Source organism: Flavobacterium beibuense, assembly GCF_004151245.1.
Classification (GTDB): domain Bacteria; phylum Bacteroidota; class Bacteroidia; order Flavobacteriales; family Flavobacteriaceae; genus Flavobacterium; species Flavobacterium beibuense_A.
In genome coordinates this window covers 1-22,209 of record NZ_JUIW01000009.1, presented here as the reverse complement: position 1 = coordinate 22,209, position 22,209 = coordinate 1, and the positions used below count along the sequence as shown (strand labels likewise).

The following is a 22,209-nucleotide window of genomic DNA, read 5'->3' as shown; positions in this document are numbered from 1 at the left end:
ATAGTGGTTAGGTAATAAAAGACTTTGAAAGGCATAAGCCGATTGTCAGTTTTTATTGTGGTATTTGCTCTACCATTCCATTATAATTGTTCAGTCCGCTGGTATTTAATGGGTAGGTTATAACTATATTCTGTATTATCAGCCTTTCATTACTTGCGCCGTCATACAATACTTTTCCGTCCATATTCACATCTCCCGAATAATATCCGGTTGCACTGGAAAAGTTTAGTACCTGATTAGTGTTTGAAGGGTGAGAAAGCACCTGGCCGGCAAGAACCTGCCTGTCGTTTGCGGCGCCGTCATATTTTACTTTATTATCATAGTTTGCATTACCTGCGTATAATGCCTTTACACCGCTTACAGTAACCATGGCGTTTGCTCCTGTAAATCCGCTAAGGCTAAATAAATCGGCGGTATCTATTGTTGTAAAGTCTAGGGCTACTTCACCATTTAGTACGGTTAATAACTGGCTGCCCATAGCTCCAAAATGATTTCTGTGTTTTACAGCTATGTAGAACGTTTCAGGTAATCCGGTAACTCGCAGGGAGCTTCCGTCTGATGCAATCACATCTCCGTCACGCTGTAAAAGTGCCGATACTGTTTTGAAAACTGTTTGAGAGTTTGCCGCATCTCTTATCTCTATAAAAATCCAGTCAACAATAGCATCGTTTGTTCCTGAATTTGCATTAAGTACAGTATTTGTAGTTGTTTCTGTACCTCCGCCATTTACCTGAGTAAATCTTGAATTAAGCGCACTGCTGTAGGGTTGGTTTAACGGAATCAGACCCTGAGTTCTTAAATTATCTCTCATCACACCAGGTGTTGAGTTATATAATGCTCCCTGTAATAACACTTTAACGTTAAGGGTAACATCACACAAATCATTTAAGTTTACTGTTATTGCAAATCTTGTTACGCTTTCACAATTTGTTAATGCATCTACCTGAGCCGCATAATATACTGTAGCATCGGTTAATGCATCGGTATCTAAAAATTGTGCACCTCCGGTTGCCTGATCATAGAAAACAACATTACTTTCATTAACAGCTATATCGCTCACTGTAAATCCTCCGTAAGCACAAAACTCCTGAGTCGCTGTACCACTAGGAGTAGCTACACTGGTTACAGTAACATCTACTGCTACCCTTAACGATTCCTCAGTGCAGCCTATTCTTGCTACAGCTACATAATACGTTACATCTGCAGTAAGTGTAGGTGTTGTAAAAGGATCACCTGCAGCTACGGTTGCTAAAAGGTTACCGTCTTCTTCGGCATCATACCATCTAAGTTCGTTAGCAGGATCTGTATCAGCATATAAATCTACTGTACCTCCCTCACAGCCTCTGGCATCCTGAGTATCTACATCTGTAATTTCAGGTTGAGCAGCAGTTCTGGTTATACCAAAAAAGTCAAGATTTTGTGACACCGATAATCCCACAAACGATTCAAACTCTAAAGTTATCCTGTCTACTGGCGCTCCCGGAGTTAAAGGAATAGATGTAATTTCACCGCCATTTAAATTTAAAAGATTTAAGCTTAACAGTGTAGATAACGTTACATCCTGTACAAGGGTAGCACCATTATAAGACCTTACATTTATATTATTAGCAAGATTTAAATCTAATATTGTTCCGGTAAGCCTCATTCTTAGGGTAAACTCATCTGTAGACAGAGAAGATCCTTCAAAGTATACGGTTTGCTCTATAGCACCTGCAACGCCTAAAACCCCAAAGCTAAGTGTCGAAAAATTATCCGGATCGGCATCAATTGCATTTTCTGGATTTTGCACACCATTAGTACCTAAATCTATAAGATCAAGGTTTAACCCTGATGCACTGAATGAAGTAAATACCGGCTGACCGCAATTTGCAGGAGCCGTTACATAATAGGCATCATAAACCGACAGATTTTTTACCGTACCCAGACCTAATAATGAACCACCTGTCCTGTTAGTAATCCTGATCCTGTTATAAGCCTGATCAGGGGTTATCATTACATAAAAATCTCCGGCATCATCAACTACTATCCTCATCCTGTCTGTAGCAAACTCTCCGGCATCCTGACTGTCTCCCTGCAAAACAATTGTGGTATTATTCTTTGCCTGTACAGTAAATTCCTGACTTCCTGTTAAAACTACACCCAGCACATCTGCCAATAGTTCTCCTAAACTTCCTCCTAATAAAGAGTTTAATAAATCGTCTTCCGTTTCAATTTTTACATAAGAAATGGTATTTGCAGGTAATGTTGAAGGAAACTGCAATTCAATATATCCGTTATACGCACCTACACCCAGAGCAACTCCTGAATTTGCCCTAACATTGGCAAACGTTGTAAGGTTACTATCATAAGCATTGGTTGCATTATCTATATGGGCCGCATTGGAAACTGTAGCCGAATTAGCGTAAACCCTCGTTTGCGCCTGCAATTGTAAAAGCGGCAAAAACGCAAAAAAAGCAAGAAATATGAGGGTTTTTAATCGGTTTGGGGTAATTTTCAATATCATAAAATATTAGTATTAATTCAACAATTTTCCTAAAAACTGACATTAAATTACCCACATTCTCAGTAACAGTAAAGATGTATTACCAATATCGCAAAAGTATCGACGAACCGCATGATTTTATCGACGAACTGCATAGCGATTTACCATGTTTTATTGCTTATAAAAGTTATTTTTGCAAATAGAATTTAGATAAAGTAACAGAGGTAAAAAGATAATGAGCTTTAATACAGAGATAGAGAAAAGGAGAACATTCGGTATTATATCACACCCAGATGCCGGTAAAACCACATTAACTGAGAAACTTCTTCTTTTTGGAGGAGCAATTCAGGAAGCCGGTGCTGTAAAAAGTAACAAGATTAAAAAAGGCGCAACCAGCGACTTTATGGAGATTGAAAGACAAAGAGGTATCTCTGTCGCTACATCGGTACTTGCTTTTAATTATCAGGATAAAAAAATCAATATCCTTGATACACCGGGTCACAAGGATTTTGCCGAAGATACCTTTAGAACACTTACAGCTGTAGATAGCGTTATTGTTGTTATAGACGTAGCAAAAGGTGTTGAGGAGCAAACCGAAAAACTTGTTGAGGTTTGCCGAATGAGAAACATTCCTATGCTGGTGTTTATCAATAAACTTGACCGTGAAGGTAAAGATGCTTTTGACCTTATGGACGAAGTGGAACAAAAACTGGGATTAACAGTTACTCCGCTTAGTTTCCCTATTGGGATGGGGTATGATTTTCAGGGTATTTACAATATCTGGGAAAAGAACATAAATCTTTTTAGCGGTGACAGCAGAAAAAATATTGAAGAGACCATTGCTTTTTCTGACATAAACAACCCTGAGCTTGAAAAAATAATAGGAGAAAAACCTGCTGAAAGACTACGGGAAGAGCTTGAACTTATTGATGAGGTTTACCCATCATTTGACAGACAGGCTTATCTTGAAGGAAAACTTCAGCCTGTATTCTTTGGTTCGGCGTTAAATAATTTTGGTGTTAGGGAACTTCTTGACTGCTTTATTCAAATAGCCCCATCACCAAGACCAAAAGACTCAGATACCAGAACCGTAAAACCTGACGAAACGAAATTCTCGGGATTTGTATTTAAAATACATGCCAACATGGACCCTAAACACAGGGACAGGCTTGCGTTTATAAAAATAGTATCCGGTACATTTGAAAGAAATAAACCGTACCTTCACGTAAGGTTAAATAAAAACCTTAAGTTCTCGAGTCCAAACGCATTTTTTGCCGAAAAGAAAGAGATTGTTGATATTTCTTACCCAGGCGATATCGTTGGTCTTCATGACACAGGTAATTTTAAAATTGGGGATACACTTACTGAAGGTGAAACAATGAGCTTTAAGGGAATACCAAGCTTTTCACCTGAACACTTCAGGTACATTAACAATGCTGACCCAATGAAAGCCAAACAGCTTGAAAAAGGTATTGACCAGTTAATGGACGAAGGTGTTGCCCAGCTGTTTACCCTGGAGATGAACAACCGTAAGGTAATAGGTACTGTAGGAGCGCTTCAGTACGAAGTTATCCAGTACAGGCTTGAGCACGAATATGGTGCTAAATGTTCTTACGAAAATTTCCCGGCTTTTAAAGCATGCTGGGTTAAGCCGGAAGATTCTAAAAATGAAGAATTTGCTGAGTTTAAAAGGATAAAACAGAAGTTTCTGGCAAAAGATAAATACGGGCAACTGGTATTTTTAGCCGACTCTGATTTTTCTATTCAAATGACGCAACAAAAATATCCGACAGTTAAGCTGTTCTTTACATCTGAATTTGATTGATTTATTACAAACTAGCTAAAATCACTGTAATAATCCTGTAAACAGGGAAGATTAATAAAATGGCATCTGACCTTAGCCATTAGTTAATTTTTAATTCAGTCATATAGATGATTATGCTTTCTTTTGAGACAACCCGCGAGGTTGTCTTGCGCCTTACCACAAATCATTTAATGGGTAATTTTACCCTAAGGCATCCTTTTGCCATTTTTCAAAATTTTATAACGCAAAAAGAGCTTGGTTTTACAGTTAAAGGATCCGTCTTTGAGCATCCGGAGGCTACACTTTTTATCATATGTACCCTCATAGTTATCGCAGCCTTATGTGTAGCACACAGGCTGGTAAAAATCAAACTAAAAAAACAAAAAATACTTACCAACTACGACACCGAAGTACGCATAGCAAAAAGGGTTCATGATGAAATTGCTAATGAGATTTACAACGTAATGTGCCATGCATCCTATAATAATCTTAGTGAAATCCACAATAAAGAGAGGCTTTTAACAAACCTGGAAATCGTTTATAGCAAGAGTAGAAATATTTCCAGGGAGATAAATAATATAGATACCGGAACAGGATATAAAAGCCAGTTAAAACTAATGCTTAGCGAATATCAGGCTACCGATGTAAACATTATAATAAAAGATGTAGATAAGATAGACTGGAATAAAATAAGTGAGACTAAAAAGATTGCTGTTTACAGAGCATTGCAGGAAATCATGGTAAATATGAAAAAGCACAGCAATGCAACTTTAGTGGTTATTAACTTTAAACTGAAAAGAGGTAAAATATGCATTAGTTATTCGGATAACGGAATAGGGATGCAAATAAGTCCTATTACTTCAAAAAACGGACTCTTAAATGTGGAAAACCGTATGGTTTCTATAAACGGTAAGGTTATTTTTGAGCCTAAGCCGGGAAAAGGACTCCACCTCACATTAACCTATCCCGCATAACCTCATATGTTTAAAAAAATCCTTATAACAGAAGATATAGACAGTATTAACCTGGGACTTACAACTGCCCTGAAGGAAAAATACAATGCCGATGTCCGTAGCACAAAATATTGTGATGAAGCTTTTCTAAAAATTAAAAAAGCCATCTTCGAAAAAGAGCCGTATGATTTAATTATTACTGACTTATCTTTTACTGAAGATCATCGAGAATCTAAAATAGCATCGGGAGAAGAGTTAATAAAAACTATAAAAGCCGAACAATCTGATATTGGTGTAATTGTATACACTATTGAAGACAGGCCCTATAAAGTAAAATCACTGTTTGAAGATTATAAAATAGATGCTTATATAATAAAAGGAAGGGAAAGTACTCAAGAGCTTATAGAAGCCATAGATACCATATCTAAGTCCCAAAAAAAGAGCACTTATATTTCGCCAAAATTAAATCAGCTTTTAAAAGAAGATCTGTTCTTTGAAATAGAACAGTATGATATCGATTTAATAAAAAATCTCTCTAAAGGATTAACACAGGATGAAATAAGCTATTTATTAAAAAAAGAGGGAAAAACCCCTTCGAGTATAAGTAGTATAGAAAAAAGAATAAATAAGCTGAAAATATTTTTCAAGGCTAAAAACACTATACATCTTATCTCTATAGCAAAGGATATGGGGATTATTTAATAATAAATTAAAATCTAATGTTCAACTTGCTATAGTTATGGAAAACCGTAAGGCAATTATTTACGTATATAGTAAGTTTGAAGGAATTAAATAACATAAAAGAATTACTTTTTAACAAAAAAAAGTAACACTATTACAACGATTAATAAAATCGAATCCACTTTTTCTCATTAAACGACCCAAAAAGAGAATCAGCCGGAGGCGGGTGTTTTTTAAACATTTATTAAAGTTATTTTACTATGCAAATCTATTTTAGAAATCCTATTACGTATTTTAAAGAAACCGGAGCTATCCAAATCACACTCCCTTTCTTAAATACGGCTGCATCAGTATTGACCGAAAATAGCCTCTGTACTTTATCATGTAATCACCAAAACAATCTCCACTATGAAGTACATTATTATCAAAGGGTCCAGAAGCTCTGGAAAAGCTGGAACAATTAATGCAATCTGCAAAAAATTAAAGCCCGAATCTATCCGCAGATTGTACTTTCACGAAACCGGCAGAACATTTATGGAGCCATTACCTCCTTCTGCAAACATTAATGAGGGTACTTATTTAGTTACTGTAAAAAAGAAAAACATCCTGATGGTTTCTAACTGCCCTACGGAACAGCGCAAAAGAATAACACACATCATGGACTCAGTAATGGGCTTAAACATCAAACCTCATTTAGCGATTATTGCTGTAAGGGGGTTAGAAAAACTAAAAGATTATTCTACAGCAAAAGAATTAGAAAACTATGGTAAATGTATTTATGAAACTAAAATATGGAGAATCCCTTCTAATCAGTATAGCTTAACTGAAGAATGGAATAAAAGAGTTTCATACATTACAGCTATAACACTGCATAACATCTAGAAAATTACTTAAAAAGCCTCCTTAAGGAGGCTTTTTTATTTAGAGTTATTTAAAAACTTTTACAGAAGTTGCCATACCGCAACACCATAAGGAGGCAGCGTTGTGGCTCTTCCTCCTCTCAAAAAATTCCATTCTTTTTCACCTAACAGCATTCTGCTGTTGTTAAACTTTATAATAATATCCGGATTAAGATATATTCTTTGTTCTTCATCTGAAAGATTAATAACAAAAAGTAATTTCTCTACTTTAGACACCCTTAAAAAAGAAATAGCGTGCTCATTTTCGTTTCTCATAGAAACATACTGTCCTTCAGTAAGTGCAGGATGATTTTTTAACTGTAATAACTGTTTATAAAAACTCCACAAAGACTGTTTATCCTTTATTTGTTCAGTAACGGGCCTGGCTTCATATAATTTACCATCAGCCTTCATAAAAGGCATATACCATTGTGTGTTAGAAACTATACTATCTCCCCTGCTCCAAATAATTCGTTCCATGCCTTTCACCTCATCAATAGAAGGAGTACCTAATTCCTCACCATAATAGATAACAGGTTTACCCCCTAAAAATAAATTAAGCGCTGCCAAAGCCTTAAGCTGATCCGAATTATAATTTTCCGGATTGGCAAACCTACCCACATCATAACCGCTTACAAAAACCATCTGAGTTTTATTTTCGGGAACGTTAAGTATCGTTGTCGCTATAGCATTCTCAAGCTTTTTCTTATCAAAAGAAACTATTCCTTCTCTAAGTTTTCTGTCAAATACAGCATCAAAGCCTACATTATAAAAATCGTCATTATTATATTTATCATCAGCTGGTGAAGCCATTATAAGTAAATCTGCCTTTGTATCCCTTATTCCCTTAATAACGGGAACCCAAAACTCCCTAAGCAAGTTGCTCTGACCACCAAAAGTGTCAGACACATTACTGAACCTAAAACCATCAACACCGCTGTAATAAGAGGAACTGCCATCAGGATTAATCCAGTATTGAAGCATTTTTACTATCTCTCCCCTAACCTCTCCTTTCTTAAGGTTAATAGCAATGGCCTGAGCCTCCTCACGGTTAGCATTAGTGTATTCTTTATTAGCATTGTCTTTTAAAAGAAGATAATCTTTATACTTGGTTTTATCTGTATACCATTCATGTTTATCAGTAACATACCTTAGGTCTAGATCCTGATATACTTTCATCTTCCTCCTATGTGCTTCCTGCACTAAAGACCTGTACTCGTTTAAACTCCCATAAGCATTATCAGTCTCATTCCAGTCTGTAGCATAAAGATTATTAATAACATCCGACTGATAGACCGGAGACAGCATTATCGCATTAACACCCAGCATTTGCAGATAATCCATTTTTTGCTGAATACCTTTAAAGTCACCTGTTCCATCGCCATTACTATCAAAAAAACTGCGCTGAAATACCTGATAGATAACTTCCTTTTGTGCTGAGGCCCCTACCACAAAAAACAGGCAGGACATTAAAAATATTTTTCTTAGCATAACATAAGTTTTGTTTCAAATATAGCATTATTTAACCTGCTTTTAATCTAAAAAACATTTTCAAATCTAAAACAACTACCTTATTTTGTTATTTTTGCAAAAACACAGGATAACGGATTTCTTATGCTAGTAATTGGAATTGCAGGAGGTACCGGAAGCGGAAAAACAACCGTGGTACATCAGTTAATGAATGAACTTCCGCTTACCGAAGTGGGCATTATATCTCAGGATTCTTATTATAAGGAAACTACAAACCTGAGTTATGACGAAAGGACTAAAATTAACTTTGACCATCCCCGCTCTATTGATTTTGAATTGTTAACCCAACATTTAAAAGCACTTAAGGAGGGGAAAACTATTGAACAACCGATTTATTCTTTTGTTACCCATAACCGCACAGGAGATACTATAGTAACCCACCCAAGAAAGGTTATGATTGTAGAAGGCATACTCATACTTTCTAATCCTGAGCTAAGGGAGCTTTTTGACATCAAGATATTTGTTCATGCCGATTCTGACGAGAGGCTGATAAGAAGACTAAGGCGTGACATTGCAGAGCGCGGCCGTGATATGAACGAAGTGCTTAACCGTTATCAAACCACGCTAAAACCCATGCACGAGCAGTTTATTGAACCTACAAAAGCGTTTGCTGATATTATTATACCTCATGACAGGTATAATACAGTAGCAATAGATGTGGTAAGGACTGTTATTAACCAAAGGATACTTTAAGCACTTTAAGCCTGCATAAGTCCGAAAAAAACCATTACTTTGTAAAGTAAATTATACTCCTGTAATGAAAAAACCATTCAGCAAATTAACAGAGCGCTATCCTTTTCTCAAAATACTGGGAAACAGGTATGTACTTGTTGCTATTTTAGCTACTGTATGGTGGTTCTTTCTGGACAATTATTCTTTTTTTGAACACAGGATACTGGATAAGGAGATAAAAGAGCTGGAGGAAAACAAGGAATATTACAAAGAGGAAATAAAAAAGGACAGCATTAGTATAAAGCACCTTAACAATCCGGATCAGACCGAAAAATATGCACGTGAAAAATATTACATGAAGCGTGAAAACGAGGATATATATATCATAGAATTTGAAGATGGCGTGCCTCCCGATGAGGACACTAAATCTCTTTAAAATGGTACGCATGAGCGAAAATTTATTTAATGAATTTGAACCTGTATCTTCCAAACAATGGAAACAACAGATACAGTATGAACTGAAGGGAGCCGATTATAACGAAACTCTTATTTGGGAAAGTCCTGAAGGAATTAAGGTAAAACCTTTTTACCATATTGATGAATTTAAAGAACCTTTACAGGTAACTACCCACACCTCTCAATTTAAAATTTGCCAGAATATTTTTGTACACGATATAGATAAATCTGTATTTCGTGCTAACGAAACATTAAAACGTGGTGCCGAAGCAATTCGCTTTACTATTCCTAACGAAGATACAGATGTTGAAAAACTACTGAATACACTTCCTTTGGAAAGCACTCCGGTTTACTTCAATTTGAATTTTCTTTCAATCGATTTCGTAAAAAAACTGGATGCCATAGCCAAAGCTAAAAATGCAGTGTTTTTTGTTCAACTGGACCCTATTGGTCAATTGACAAAAGACGGCAACTGGTATACCAATCTTGACAAAGATTTTGAATCTTTAAATACTATAGCGATTGCCTGCTCTAATATTCATTTCTTAAGCATAGACAGTAGCCTTTACCAAAATGCAGGAGCTAATATCGTTCAGCAGATTGCCTATACATTGGCTCATGCCAATGAATATTTTAATCGAATAGCCACCATAAACAAACCTGTTGTATTACAGGTAGCAGTGGGTACAAATTACTTCTTTGAAATCGCAAAACTTCGCGCTTTAAGACTCCTTTTCGGTCTTTTGGCAAAAGAGTATGATCATAATTTTGAATGCCACATTATTGCTTCTCCTACTAGACGTAACAAAACGCTTTATGACTACAATGTAAACATGCTGCGTACAACTACCGAATGTATGAGTGCAATACTGGGAGGTGCCGATGCGGTGTCTAACCTGGCGTATGATGCAATTTACCACAAGGACAATGAGTTTGGCGACAGGATATCGCGTAACCAGCTTCTAGTCCTAAAATATGAAAGCTACTTTGATAAGGTAAATAACCCTGCAGACGGGGCTTATTATATAGAGGAACTTACACAACAACTGACCGAAAAAGGACTTGCATTATTCAAGGATATAGAAGCTAATGGTGGTTTCCTTACACAACTTAAAGAAGGAACCATACAGCGTAAAATACAGGAAAGTGCAACCAAAGAGCAGGAGCTTTTTGATGGCGGTAAAGAGATTTTATTAGGTACTAATAAGTACCCCAACAAACATGATAAAATGAACCATGAACTGGAACTTTATCCGTTTGTAAAATCTAACCCGAGAAAAACACTTATCATTCCTATTATTGAAAAGCGCCTTGCCGAAAAAACAGAGCAGCTACGACTGGAAGAAGAAAAGACTAATGCAGGTGCAGAATAACGGTAACATGAGAAAAAACATACAACATATACAGTTAAACACTAACAACACCAAGCCATTAGCGAACAGCAAAGAAGATAACTTTGTTACTGCCGAAGGTGTTGAAGTAAAAGAAACATACAACAAAGAGGACATTGAAAACCTTGAGCATTTAGGTTTCGGAGCCGGATTTGCGCCTAACCTTCGCGGGCCGTATGCAACTATGTACGTTCGCCGTCCTTGGACAATCAGGCAATATGCAGGTTTCTCTACTGCCGAAGAAAGCAATGCTTTTTACCGTCGTAATCTTGCTGCGGGACAAAAAGGACTTTCTGTAGCGTTTGACCTTGCCACACACCGCGGTTATGACAGTGATCATGAACGCGTAGTGGGTGATGTAGGTAAAGCCGGTGTGGCTATAGACAGTGTTGAGGATATGAAAATTCTTTTCGATCAGATTCCGTTAGGAGAAATGTCGGTTTCAATGACTATGAACGGGGCTGTGCTTCCGGTAATGGCATTTTATATTGTTGCTGCCGAAGAACAGGGTGTAAAACCGGAGCAGCTTTCGGGAACCATACAAAATGATATTCTTAAGGAGTTCATGGTTAGAAATACATATATTTACCCTCCTGCTCCTTCCATGAAAATTATTGCTGATATTTTTGAATATACCAGTAAAAAAATGCCAAAGTTCAACTCTATCAGTATTTCGGGCTACCACATGCAGGAAGCCGGAGCTACTGCCGATATTGAGCTGGCATACACCCTTGCGGATGGTTTAGAATACATTCGTACCGGGCTTGCGGCAGGAATGAAAATAGATGATTTTGCTCCCCGCCTTTCGTTCTTTTGGGCGATAGGAATGAATCATTTTATGGAAATTGCAAAAATGCGTGCAGGACGTATGTTATGGGCAAAACTGCTTAAACAGTTCGACCCGCAAAGTGAAAAATCACTGGCATTACGTACACACTGCCAAACCAGCGGATGGAGCTTAACAGAGCAGGATCCGTTTAACAATGTGGCCCGTACTGCTATTGAAGCTGCGGCGGCAGCCTTTGGAGGAACACAATCGCTACATACAAACGCCCTGGATGAGGCTATTGCCTTACCAACCGATTTCTCGGCACGTATTGCACGTAACACACAGATATTTCTACAGGAAGAAACCAAAATTACCAAAACGGTAGACCCGTGGGCAGGAAGCTATTATGTAGAAAGCCTTACTGCTGAAATTGCCGAAAAAGCATGGGCTCTTATCCAGGAGGTGGAAGAACTGGGTGGTATGACCAAAGCTATTGAGGCAGGTATACCAAAACTTCGTATTGAAGAAGCTGCTGCCCGAAAACAGGCTAGAATTGACAGCGGACAGGATATAATTGTTGGTGTAAACAAATACAGACTGGAGAAGGAAGATCCGCTTCATATTCTTGAGGTAGACAACCAAACTGTACGCCGCCAGCAAATAGAAAGACTTAACAATATCAAGGCAACCCGCGATAACCAAAAAGTTGCCGAATGCCTTGAAAAACTTACCTCATCAGCAAAATCTGGACAGGGCAACCTGTTAGAACTTGCCGTTGATGCAGCCCGAAACAGGGCTACTCTGGGTGAGATTAGTGATGCATTGGAATCGATTTACGGAAGATATAAAGCACAAATCAAATCATTTAGCGGAGTGTACAGCAAAGAGATAAAAAATGACGAAAGCTTTGAAAAAGCAAAACAGCTGGCAGATGAATTTGCTAAGTTGGAAGGCCGTCGTCCAAGGATAATGATTGCAAAAATGGGTCAGGACGGTCATGACCGTGGTGCTAAAGTAGTAGCTACAGGATATGCCGATGTTGGCTTTGACGTGGATATCGGGCCTCTTTTCCAGACACCTGCCGAAGCAGCAAAACAGGCTGTGGAGAACGACGTACATATTTTAGGTGTATCCTCACTCGCTGCGGGACACAAAACATTAGTCCCACAGGTTATTGAAGAGCTTAAAAAATATGGCCGTGAAGATATCATGGTAATTGTGGGTGGTGTTATACCGGCTCAGGACTATGAATATCTTTTTGATGCGGGTGCTGTAGCGGTATTCGGGCCGGGAACAAAAATTAGTGAAGCAGCCATTAAAATACTTGAAGTATTAATTAAGGGCTTTGAATAAGAGTTAAAGCTCCGTTTAATAACGGAGCTTTTTTATGCAACTAAGTATCTTTAAAGTAATAAACTATACTAATAATGGATATTAAAAAAGTTTTTGAGAACAATAAGGAATGGATTACCAAACAGATTAAAAGCAATCCGTCTTATTTTGACAGCCTTGCGAAAGGGCAATCACCAGAAATTCTATACATAGGTTGTGCCGACAGCCGTGTAACTGCCGAAGAAATCATGGGACTTGAACCGGGAGATGTTTTTGTACACCGTAACATTGCAAACATGGTACCCAATACCGATTTGAATGTAATGTCAGTTATTAACTATGCGGTAGACTTTTTAAAGGTTAACCACATTGTAGTTTGCGGACACTATAACTGTGGTGGTGTAAAAGCTGCAATGGAATCGGCAGATTTAGGTATACTTAACCCATGGCTGCGTAATGTACGTGATGTTTACCGCCTGCATAAAGCAGAACTTAATTCGATTGAAGATGAAGACAAGCGCTACGACAGACTAGTTGAACTTAATGTACAGGAACAATGTATTAACGTAATTAAAACGGCTGAAGTTCAGCGTGCAGTAAACAACCGTAATCTTACAGTTCATGGCTGGATATTCGACTTAAGAACCGGTAATCTTGTAGATCTTAAAATTGATTTTCAAGCCATTACAAAAGGTATTGCCGATATCTACAGAATTACCTAAAGATTAACATTGCGACCCTGGAAGTTTAGTATATTTACTACACTAATACTTTTTTATGGAGCAAAAGTACTTTGGCCTAAAAGGATTAACCTCCCAAGAGGTGCAACAATCCAGAGAAAGCCACGGCAGTAATTCAATACAATTTAAAAAAGAAAATAAAATAATCATGGCGCTCAAAGACCTTGTCAAGGAGCCCATGATTATTTTATTGCTTGTAGCTGCATCCATTTACTTTATAAGCGGCGATATTGGTGACGGTATTTTTATGGCAGCTTCCATACTGCTGGTAGCTACCATTTCACTATACCAGGAATCCCGAAGCAGGAATGCTCTTGAAAAACTTAAGGATTATACCCGTCCTCACTGCAAGGTGATAAGAAACGGGGAAGAACAAACCATTAACAACGAAGATCTTGTTATTGATGACCTCATGATTGTTGAGGAAGGTTCTGCCATACCCGCTGACGGAACCATAGTGCAGGCCAATGATTTTTCGGTTAACGAATCGGTTATTACAGGAGAATCATTTCCTGTCTCCAAAGACGAAAACAAAGAAGATAATATTGTTTACAGCGGAACCATAGTAACTACAGGACTGGCGGTAGTTAAGGTTACTGCCATAGGAAAATCTACAAAACTGGGGCAAATAGGCCAAAGTCTTGAAGATATCAGCACTGAAAAGACACCCCTTGAAAAACAGATTGCCAACTTTGTAAAAAAGATGGTAATACTGGGAGCTGTTGTTTTTGTAGCGGTATGGGTATTTAATTACATAAACTCCGGCAATTTTATCGACAGCCTTTTAAAGTCACTCACACTTGCCATGAGTATACTTCCCGAAGAAATTCCTGTTGCCTTTACTACATTTATGGCATTAGGCGCCTGGAGGCTCATGAAAATGGACATTATAGTAAAGCAGATGAAAACTGTAGAAACGTTAGGCAGCGCTACAGTAATATGTACCGACAAAACGGGAACCATTACCGAAAATAAAATGACCCTAGCCCGTGTCGCAGCTTTTCCTTCATTATTCATATCAAATCCTGAAAACAATCTTTCTGAAAAAGAAAACGAATTGATTACTTATGCCATGTGGGCCAGCGAACCTATTCCTTTCGACCCTATGGAAGTTGCACTACATAAGGCCTATGCTGACTTAACGGATAATGACATAAGGCCGAATTTCAAAATGATTCATGAATATCCGCTGGGTGGCAAACCACCAATGATGACTCATATTTTTGAAGACACTAACGGTAACAGGGTAATAGCCGCAAAAGGTGCTCCCGAAGCTATGATGAAGGTATCAGGCTTATCAGAAGGTGAGATTGCAGCAGTTAACGAAACCATATCAAATCTGGCAAAGGATGGTTTTAGGGTTTTAGGTGTGGGCCATACGGAATTCAGCGGAAATGATTTCCCTAAAAATCAGCAGGATCTAAACTTTACCTTTGATGGCATAGTTGCTTTTTACGACCCTCCGAAGAAAAACATTAATGACGTTTTCAATGCATTTTACAATGCCGGCATTGATATAAAAATTGTTACCGGAGACAATGCCCTTACAACCGCAGCCATTGCCAAACAGATAGGCTTTAAGGATTATGACAAAACCCTTAGCGGAGAGGAATTAATGCATCTCTCTGACGAAGAGTTAAAGGAAAAGGTAATGCATACAGCTATTTTTACCCGTATGTTCCCTGAGGCCAAACTCAAAATAATCAATGCACTTAAAGCCTGTAATCAGGTAGTGGCGATGACCGGTGACGGTGTTAATGACGGACCTGCACTAAAAGCATCGCACATTGGTATTGCTATGGGTAAAAAAGGAACCGAAATTGCTAAAGAAGCTGCTTCGCTTATTTTACCTGATGATGATCTTGCCAAAATGGTTGATGCCATTGGTATGGGCAGAAAAATATATACCAATCTTAAAAAGGCCATTCAGTACATTATTTCCATTCATATACCTATTATACTTACGGTATCTGTACCATTAGTATTGGGCTGGGTTTATCCTAACATTTTTTCTCCTGTACATGTAATATTCCTTGAACTTATTATGGGACCAACATGCTCTATTATTTATGAAAATGAACCTATGGAAAAAAACACCATGAACCAAAAGCCAAGGCCGTTTACCTCTACATTTTTTAATATAGGAGAGCTTACCACCAGTATAATTCAGGGGTTAGCCATAACGGCAGGAACATTAGGAATTTATCTTTATGCTGTTTCCTTTGACCTTACTGAATCGCATGTACGTACTCTTGTTTTTGTTACGCTTATATCGGCAAACGTATTCTTAACCTTGGTTAACCGTTCTTTTTATTATTCGGTTATCAAATCGTTTACCTATAAAAACAGACTTATTCCTTTAATAATAGGCATAACAATCCTGTTAACCTCTTTACTACTGTATGTCGATCCGTTGGTTAAGTTTTTTGAATTCAGTACACCTTCAATTTCTTTACTTGGGCTAAGCATACTTGCCGGATTCATCTCGGTTATATGGTTTGAAATTGTAAAGTGGATAAAGCGATTAAAAAATACCGGACCCGGCATTTAAATGAGTTTTTGTAAATTTGAAGCAATACTAACTTCAAATTTTAACTTTTATGGGAAAAGGAGACATCAAAACTAAAAGAGGTAAAATTTGGCGTGGATCTTATGGAGTAAGGCGCCCAAAAGAAAAAAAAGCTAAATCAGGCGAAACTGAAACCTCTAAGAAGTAATTATAAAAAGGCAGTCTTTTGACTGCCTTTTTATTTATTAAAAAACTGGATTTTAAAAACTTAACATACCAATTAATTAAAAAAAATTATATTTGGCTCTCTCACCTTACATTATAAATAAAAAAGGGCCCTGTTTTCACAAGGCCCTAAGGAGGCTTTAGTATAGAAGTTTATCCCCACTATTAAAACTAAAAAATACTATTGCACTCCTTTTGATAATTGTGTATTCTAAATTGTTTTTACAGGTTAAAGTCTATCCCCACAATAAAACTTAATTCTGTTTACCAAAACCAATTAACCGAACACCTAATTATCGAAAGCAAACGGTTGTTTTTTAAGCTTCCCCACTATGAAACTTAAAAGCCGTGCTTTTATTTTTACTGAAGTTACAGACAGCATAAGAGTTTATCCCCACAAAAAACTATTTATGCTGCTGTTCTCCAGTTTTACATTTCAGTTATTATAAATTCACACCTGCGGTTTAGCCTGTGCTGCTCCTCACTACATATTACACCATCAGGACATTTGCTTAATAATTGAGTTTCTCCATATCCCCTACCTCCTACACGGTATGCTTCCACACCATGATCAATTATATAGGCAATAATGGAATTTGCCCTCTTATCAGAAAGTACCTGATTGTACTTATGTGATGCCCGGGAGTCGGTATGTGTCCTTACATCCAACTTCATATTCGGATTTTGCTTCATATAAGCAACCAGCTTATCAAGGTCTTTTGCAGCTTCCGGTTTAATTTCATATTTACCTAAATCAAAGTAGATGTATTGTATATTAAACACCTTACCTAAATCGGAACCTTTCTTTACTTCGTTCTGCGCAAGAGCTTCCTCAGCCCTGTCTGCCTTCACAATATATTGCTTACCACAATCCACCTCAAAAGAGTAGTTTCCGTCAATATCCGTAACTGCTTCCTGAGTCACTTTTTTCTTCTCATCAATAACTAACACTTTAGTATTGGCTAGCACCCTTCCAGTTCCTTCTTCTCTTAATATACCTTCCAGTTTCTCTTTACACTCGTAGGCAAATTCTTCAATTTCTTTAAACCTGTATATATCATCGTTGCCTTTTCTGTTAGTGGTAAAAAAACCTTGGGATTCAACTGCATTATATATTAGTCCAAAATCATCCCTTTCACTATTTATAGGCCTGCCTACATTATATGCTTTAATATAATTACCGTCAGGTTCCATCTTACTCACAAAAATATCCAGTCCGCCGAGTCCGGGATGCCCCTCAGATGCAAAATAAAGATCATCTGTATCCGAGACAAAAGGGAAACTCTCCCTGCCTTCGGTATTAATGCCTGGCCCTAAATTTTCTGCCATTCCAAAATTGCCGTTCCCGTTAATACTCACCCTGTATATATCAGACCTACCGTAGGTTCCCGGCATATTTGAGGCAAAATAAAGTGTCCTTTCATCTGCGCTTAATGCAGGGTGTGCACAACTGTAATCATTACTGTTAAAAGACAGTTCCGTTACATCGGTCCATTCGGTACCATTAAATGTTGCCCTGTATATTTTAAGCAATATCCCGTTATGATCGTCTTTCTTTACTTTTCCGTTATTATAGTTGTTACGTGTAAAGTAAACCGTGTTTCCGTCTTTAGTAAACACAGGAGTCGACTCATGATACTTGGTATCAAGGTTTAACGAAAACTTCTCCACTTTACCTGCAAGGCTGTCATCTTCCTTTGCAGGAGTTACATATAAGCCTGTAAATCCTTCATTTGTCCATCGGTCAACACGTCCACGTTTCTTCTTATTATTAATTGTATCTCTGGATGAGGCAAAAACAATTTTATCTTTATAAAATGCAGACCCATAATCAGAAAAGTTAGAGTTTACTTCCATTGGCTTTATTTCATACCTGCCGGAATTCTCTTCAATCTGTTTACGATAATCCTTATTATCCAAAAACATTTTAGTCCTAAGATCATCCGAATTAAGTTCAGAGAACTTATTCATCATCTTATCAGCCTCATCTGCATTACCCACAAACTTTAATGTTTGAGCATAACGGTAGTAATATTCGGGTTCTACCTCCTTATGAAGGTTAAACAGTTTATTATACCACTGATAAGCATAATCAAGCTCTCCTTTAAAATAATAGGCATCCCCTATTTGTTCATACAGTTCTATAGACCTGTAACCCGTGTTTGCCACCTCAAGGTAAATTTCTAAAGCATCACTATAGGCATAATTATCAAACTGAATCTTAGCCTTTTTCATTTCCTGTCTTTGTGCAGTAGCCTGAAAACAACTAAGCAACAGTATAAATAGTAATCCTGTATATTTTAATATCCTCATCGTACTGTTTAAAAGAATCGTGGGTTTTCTACTTTTTCATTTTTCTTAACCAACTCAAAACGCAGGTAGATTTCATGTGATCCTGAGTTATACTCTGCTAATCTTGTTGTTTCCATATCATAGGTATACCCAACAAAAACATCTTTAGTTACCTGAAAGCCCACTAAGGCACTCAAAGCGGCATCCCATCTATAGGCCATACCTAGTGTAAGCTTTTCATCATACAGGAAGTTTGCCGAAACATCTGCCTGTAGCGGAGAACCTTTTGTTGCCTTTACCATAGCGGCCGGCTTAAACTTAAGGTTGTATGTAAGATCAAACACATGGCCACCTATAAAATAATAGTGCATCCTGTCTTTAGCTACCGATGTGGTATTATGCTCATAATGTTTTGTTTCCAAAAAATCAGGCACCGATACCCCGAAATAAGTATTATCAGAATAAAGGAATACACCGGCACCAAAATTTGGTGAAAACTGGTTATCTACATTATTTTGGAATCCAGGATCATCCGGATTATAAATATTAAGCTTTGTAAAATCTATATTCAGTAAATCTGCCGTCCCCTTTAAACCAAAAGCCAGCTGATAGTTATAAGACACATCAATAGTATATGAAAAGTCTACTGATATGGCATTATCGTCCATAGGGCCAATCCTGTCATTAACAAATGACAATCCCAACCCCAGCTTATTTCCTACGGGTGCATTTACCGAAGCTGCTGCAGTTGTCGGAGCTCCTTCAAGTCCTACCCATTGTGCACGGTATATACCAAATATGCTTGTTTTTCCTCTGGACCCCGCATAGGCAGGATTAACCTGTATAGTATTATACATATACTGTGTATACTGCGGATCCTGTTGTGCATTTGCCAGGCTGCAAGCCATAAGTGCAAATACTGCTACAATTCTTTTTGCAGACATCTTTCTCATCTTGTTTATTTCCTTCTTCATCTTAATCTGCACTGCTTATATATAAATAACCTGATTTCTTAATAGTTGTGCCCCTGTGCGGATACTGTATTACATAAAAGTAAGTACCTGCAGGAAGCCTGTCCCTTTGGGAAAGTGTAGCCCTACCTGCAGACACGCCTGTAAAAACATTTCCGTTACTGTCGTATTCGGCTGTCTCATACACTTTTATACCCCAGCGGTTGTATATCTGTACCGTATTACCCGGATGATTTGTTATCCCTTCTATATAGAAATAATCATTTTTACCATCTCCGTCAGGAGTTAAACCGTTATAAATAACTATATCTTCTGTTGGTAAATAACCTTTTCTCAATCTTCCTAAAGTAAATACCCCGTATCCTGAAACGTGTACAGGCGTAGTTACGGTTTTGGCAAACATATCCTGCACGCCGCCTTCATCTACCCACATGCCTGTTTCGGTATCCCAACGCACAACACGTATAGCTTCTGTTGATTCTACTAAAAGTTCAGATGGTGTTGTGGTAAATTCATCCCAGCTAAGGGTTATCATTACATCTGCCTCCCCTCCTGTCTTATCTATAGTCCAGTACTCTCTATTATCTATAATCTCGATTTCCTGTGCCCTGTTTTCATGAGGATAAAGCACATTGGAATCTTCAAAATAATACTTACCTGTAAATGCTGATGACTGATCATCAGGAGCAGAAATAGCAGCATACCTGTAGTATTGGCCGTCTCCAATAGGGAATGAAAAGTCGGTTGTGCCATTCTTTACAGCATAGCCGTCAACAAAACTTTCATCACTTGTATTGGTATGAGTTGCTTCGTCTTCAAATATGATTATTCCCCCAAATATATCATCCTGAACTATTCCCTGATAAAAATCGGCATTGCCGCTAATCGAAATATCCCCATACAAACGAAAAGCGGGCTGCGGATTTGGGTTGCGAAACAAAACGTTGTAAAAGTCAGCCGGTATGCTGCCGGTTATATTCTGCTGAGTATATCCTTCAAACCTTGTATATCCGCCTAAAGCAGGATTAAAGCTTGTAATACCGTCATTATTAAAGTTGCCTTTAAGCAAAACTTCTCCATTATTTTCATACTCGCCCATGCCTTTGTTGTCAAAATCCGATTCAACAGACACGAGTGTTCCCGGGCTTACATATAGTATGCCTTCGTTTACGGTTTGCCCTGACTGGGCAGCTACCACTCCTGAAAAAAGCAGGAACAGGTATGTAATTTTTAATTTTTTCATGTTTTCCATTTTAAAACAGTTTAAGTGGGGTTTATCTGTTCTAGTTACTCACCCTTTGATAAATCATAGGATTTGTAATAAGGTTACAGTTCTTTATAGTTACTGTAACTGTATTACTAGCAGGAGATTCACAGCTTACACCTGAGGTAGCTATGGTAATCCTGCGGTAATAGGTTGTTTCATATAATGCAGCGGGTTGGTATGTAGCTCCTGTAGCTCCCGAAACAGTTGTCCATGAACTTCCGTTTGGAGATGACTCCCAACGATAAGTTACAGTTCCTGTACCTGCACCTGCCGTAGTGGATGTTAGCAGGGCTGGGATAGCACCGTGACATATTGTTTGACCTGAACCTATACTTCCTTCGGTAACAAGTGCATTTACAGTAATGGTTACCACATTTGTTGGTACCGATTCACAAGTAGCTCCTCCGGATGTAATTATCGTTATCCTGCGATAGTAAGTCGTCTCTGTTAATGCACCAGGTGAATAGTTATTACCCGTACCACCTGTTGCCGCCCAACCTGAAGTTCCGTTTGCAGAAGACTCCCAACGATAAGTTATTGTTCCTGTACCTAATACAGCTGTGCCGATAAGCATTGCCGGAGTATCTCCGTTACATATCGTCTGAGATGAACCAATAGTTCCTTCTGCCGGTATAGCATTTACAGTAATAGTTACCACATTTGTAGGTACTGATTCACAAGTAACACCTCCTGATGTTACCCTCGTTATCCTACGGTAATAAGTCGTGGCTGTTAATGCACCAGGCGAATAGTTATTACCCGTACCACCTGTTGCCGCCCAACCTGATATTCCGTTTGCAGAAGATTCCCAACGATAGGCCACACCTGTACCGGCTATAACATTACCTGTTAAAGTTGCCGGAGTGGCTCCGTTGCATATTGTCTGAGATGAACCAATACTTCCTTCTGCCGGTATAGCATTTACAGTAATGGTTACCACATTTGTAGGTACTGATTCACAAGTAACACCCCCCGAGGTTATTCTTGTTATCCTGCGATAATACGTTGTAGCTGTTAATGTACCTGGTGAATAGTTATTACCCGTACCTCCTGTTGCCGCCCAACCTGATATTCCATTTGGTGAAGATTCCCAACGATAGGTTACACCTGTGCCGGCTATAACATTACCTGTTAAAGTTGCCGGAGTAGCTCCGTTACAAATTGTCTGGTCTGAACCAATAGTTCCTTCTGCCGGTATAGCATTTACAGTAATAGTTACCACATTTGTAGGTACTG

At 38.1% G+C, this 22,209-nt stretch carries 17 protein-coding genes; 11 read left to right on the top strand and 6 right to left on the bottom strand.

Annotated elements, in window-relative coordinates; genetic code table 11:
* Nucleotides 1-52: 52 nt before the first annotated feature.
* Entirely contained in the window at nucleotides 53-2,503 is a 2,451-nt protein-coding gene (locus NU09_RS12805) for a hypothetical protein (protein ID WP_129751693.1), read from the bottom strand.
* A gap of 214 nt (nucleotides 2,504-2,717) precedes the next feature.
* On the opposite strand from NU09_RS12805, the gene NU09_RS12800 reads away from it, so the two are divergent.
* The 4 genes from NU09_RS12800 to NU09_RS12785 all read left to right on the top strand — a co-directional run bounded on the left by NU09_RS12800 (nucleotide 2,718) and on the right by NU09_RS12785 (nucleotide 6,802).
* Nucleotides 2,718-4,307: a peptide chain release factor 3 gene (locus NU09_RS12800; RefSeq protein WP_129751692.1), complete on the top strand. Its 1,590-nt coding sequence runs from the start codon at nucleotides 2,718-2,720 to the stop codon at nucleotides 4,305-4,307.
* A gap of 107 nt (nucleotides 4,308-4,414) precedes the next feature.
* Nucleotides 4,415-5,260, top strand: coding sequence for a sensor histidine kinase (locus NU09_RS12795; protein ID WP_165357695.1), 846 nt, complete (start codon nucleotides 4,415-4,417; stop codon nucleotides 5,258-5,260).
* Nucleotides 5,261-5,266: 6 nt separating this feature from the next.
* Nucleotides 5,267-5,941 carry a response regulator gene (locus NU09_RS12790; protein ID WP_129751690.1) on the top strand — a complete coding sequence of 225 codons (675 nt, stop codon included), beginning with the start codon at nucleotides 5,267-5,269 and terminating at the stop codon, nucleotides 5,939-5,941.
* Nucleotides 5,942-6,328: 387 nt separating this feature from the next.
* The gene (locus tag NU09_RS12785) at nucleotides 6,329-6,802 is read left to right on the top strand and encodes a hypothetical protein (protein ID WP_129751689.1); all 474 of its coding nucleotides are present in this window, start codon (nucleotides 6,329-6,331) and stop codon (nucleotides 6,800-6,802) included.
* 59 nt (nucleotides 6,803-6,861) lie between these two features.
* Here NU09_RS12785 and NU09_RS12780 read toward each other — a convergent pair whose 3' ends face one another.
* Complete coding sequence (locus NU09_RS12780; RefSeq protein WP_129751688.1) at nucleotides 6,862-8,310, bottom strand: alpha-amylase family glycosyl hydrolase; 1,449 nt, start codon at nucleotides 8,308-8,310, stop codon at nucleotides 6,862-6,864.
* A gap of 123 nt (nucleotides 8,311-8,433) precedes the next feature.
* Here NU09_RS12780 and udk point away from each other — a divergent pair, with 123 nt between their 5' ends.
* From udk to NU09_RS12745, 7 genes are all read left to right on the top strand, one after another.
* The gene (udk, locus tag NU09_RS12775) at nucleotides 8,434-9,042 is read left to right on the top strand and encodes a uridine kinase (RefSeq protein ID WP_129751687.1); all 609 of its coding nucleotides are present in this window, start codon (nucleotides 8,434-8,436) and stop codon (nucleotides 9,040-9,042) included.
* 64 nt (nucleotides 9,043-9,106) lie between these two features.
* On the top strand, nucleotides 9,107-9,457 hold the full coding sequence (locus NU09_RS12770; protein ID WP_129751686.1) for an FtsB family cell division protein: 351 nt from the start codon (nucleotides 9,107-9,109) through the stop codon (nucleotides 9,455-9,457).
* Nucleotides 9,458-9,467: 10 nt separating this feature from the next.
* Entirely contained in the window at nucleotides 9,468-10,850 is a 1,383-nt protein-coding gene (locus tag NU09_RS12765; RefSeq protein WP_129751685.1) for a methylmalonyl-CoA mutase subunit beta, read from the top strand.
* Between the two features lie 7 nt (nucleotides 10,851-10,857).
* The gene (scpA, locus tag NU09_RS12760; protein WP_129751895.1) at nucleotides 10,858-12,990 is read left to right on the top strand and encodes a methylmalonyl-CoA mutase; all 2,133 of its coding nucleotides are present in this window, start codon (nucleotides 10,858-10,860) and stop codon (nucleotides 12,988-12,990) included.
* A 74-nt stretch (nucleotides 12,991-13,064) separates the two neighbouring features.
* Complete coding sequence (locus tag NU09_RS12755) at nucleotides 13,065-13,691, top strand: carbonic anhydrase (RefSeq protein ID WP_129751684.1); 627 nt, start codon at nucleotides 13,065-13,067, stop codon at nucleotides 13,689-13,691.
* A 55-nt stretch (nucleotides 13,692-13,746) separates the two neighbouring features.
* The gene (locus NU09_RS12750) at nucleotides 13,747-16,260 is read left to right on the top strand and encodes a cation-translocating P-type ATPase (RefSeq protein ID WP_129751683.1); all 2,514 of its coding nucleotides are present in this window, start codon (nucleotides 13,747-13,749) and stop codon (nucleotides 16,258-16,260) included.
* A gap of 49 nt (nucleotides 16,261-16,309) precedes the next feature.
* Nucleotides 16,310-16,426 (top strand): 30S ribosomal protein THX, encoded by a 117-nt coding sequence (locus NU09_RS12745; protein WP_129751682.1) that lies wholly within the window; start codon nucleotides 16,310-16,312, stop codon nucleotides 16,424-16,426.
* 446 nt (nucleotides 16,427-16,872) lie between these two features.
* On the opposite strand, the gene NU09_RS12740 is transcribed toward NU09_RS12745, so the two are convergent.
* The 4 genes from NU09_RS12740 to NU09_RS17100 all read right to left on the bottom strand — a co-directional run.
* Complete coding sequence (locus NU09_RS12740; protein WP_129751681.1) at nucleotides 16,873-18,756, bottom strand: OmpA family protein; 1,884 nt, start codon at nucleotides 18,754-18,756, stop codon at nucleotides 16,873-16,875.
* An 8-nt stretch (nucleotides 18,757-18,764) separates the two neighbouring features.
* Nucleotides 18,765-19,709, bottom strand: coding sequence for a type IX secretion system membrane protein PorP/SprF (locus NU09_RS12735; protein ID WP_410501058.1), 945 nt, complete (start codon nucleotides 19,707-19,709; stop codon nucleotides 18,765-18,767).
* A 1-nt stretch (nucleotide 19,710) separates the two neighbouring features.
* The gene (locus NU09_RS12730) at nucleotides 19,711-20,949 is read right to left on the bottom strand and encodes a gliding motility-associated C-terminal domain-containing protein (protein ID WP_165357694.1); all 1,239 of its coding nucleotides are present in this window, start codon (nucleotides 20,947-20,949) and stop codon (nucleotides 19,711-19,713) included.
* A gap of 40 nt (nucleotides 20,950-20,989) precedes the next feature.
* Nucleotides 20,990-22,209, bottom strand: a 1,220-nt coding sequence (locus NU09_RS17100; RefSeq protein ID WP_207209778.1) for a hypothetical protein, incomplete at its 5' end; no start/stop codon positions are given.

Excerpts from the sequence above, each read along its gene's own strand:
- scpA (WP_129751895.1), top strand. The coding sequence starts at position 10,858 with ATGAGAAAAAACATACAACATATACAGTTAAACACTAACAACACCAAG.
- NU09_RS12755 (WP_129751684.1), top strand. The coding sequence starts at position 13,065 with ATGGATATTAAAAAAGTTTTTGAGAACAATAAGGAATGGATTACCAAA.
- NU09_RS12750 (WP_129751683.1), top strand. The coding sequence starts at position 13,747 with ATGGAGCAAAAGTACTTTGGCCTAAAAGGATTAACCTCCCAAGAGGTG.
- NU09_RS12765 (WP_129751685.1), top strand. The coding sequence starts at position 9,468 with ATGAGCGAAAATTTATTTAATGAATTTGAACCTGTATCTTCCAAACAA.
- NU09_RS12745 (WP_129751682.1), top strand. The coding sequence starts at position 16,310 with ATGGGAAAAGGAGACATCAAAACTAAAAGAGGTAAAATTTGGCGTGGA.
- NU09_RS12740 (WP_129751681.1), bottom strand. The coding sequence starts at position 18,756 with ATGAGGATATTAAAATATACAGGATTACTATTTATACTGTTGCTTAGT.
- NU09_RS12805 (WP_129751693.1), bottom strand. The coding sequence starts at position 2,503 with ATGATATTGAAAATTACCCCAAACCGATTAAAAACCCTCATATTTCTT.
- NU09_RS12790 (WP_129751690.1), top strand. The coding sequence starts at position 5,267 with ATGTTTAAAAAAATCCTTATAACAGAAGATATAGACAGTATTAACCTG.
- NU09_RS12730 (WP_165357694.1), bottom strand. The coding sequence starts at position 20,949 with ATGAAAAAATTAAAAATTACATACCTGTTCCTGCTTTTTTCAGGAGTG.
- NU09_RS12800 (WP_129751692.1), top strand. The coding sequence starts at position 2,718 with ATGAGCTTTAATACAGAGATAGAGAAAAGGAGAACATTCGGTATTATA.
- NU09_RS12780 (WP_129751688.1), bottom strand. The coding sequence starts at position 8,310 with ATGCTAAGAAAAATATTTTTAATGTCCTGCCTGTTTTTTGTGGTAGGG.
- NU09_RS12785 (WP_129751689.1), top strand. The coding sequence starts at position 6,329 with ATGAAGTACATTATTATCAAAGGGTCCAGAAGCTCTGGAAAAGCTGGA.
- NU09_RS12795 (WP_165357695.1), top strand. The coding sequence starts at position 4,415 with ATGATTATGCTTTCTTTTGAGACAACCCGCGAGGTTGTCTTGCGCCTT.
- NU09_RS12770 (WP_129751686.1), top strand. The coding sequence starts at position 9,107 with ATGAAAAAACCATTCAGCAAATTAACAGAGCGCTATCCTTTTCTCAAA.
- NU09_RS12735 (WP_410501058.1), bottom strand. The coding sequence starts at position 19,709 with ATGAAGAAGGAAATAAACAAGATGAGAAAGATGTCTGCAAAAAGAATT.
- udk (WP_129751687.1), top strand. The coding sequence starts at position 8,434 with ATGCTAGTAATTGGAATTGCAGGAGGTACCGGAAGCGGAAAAACAACC.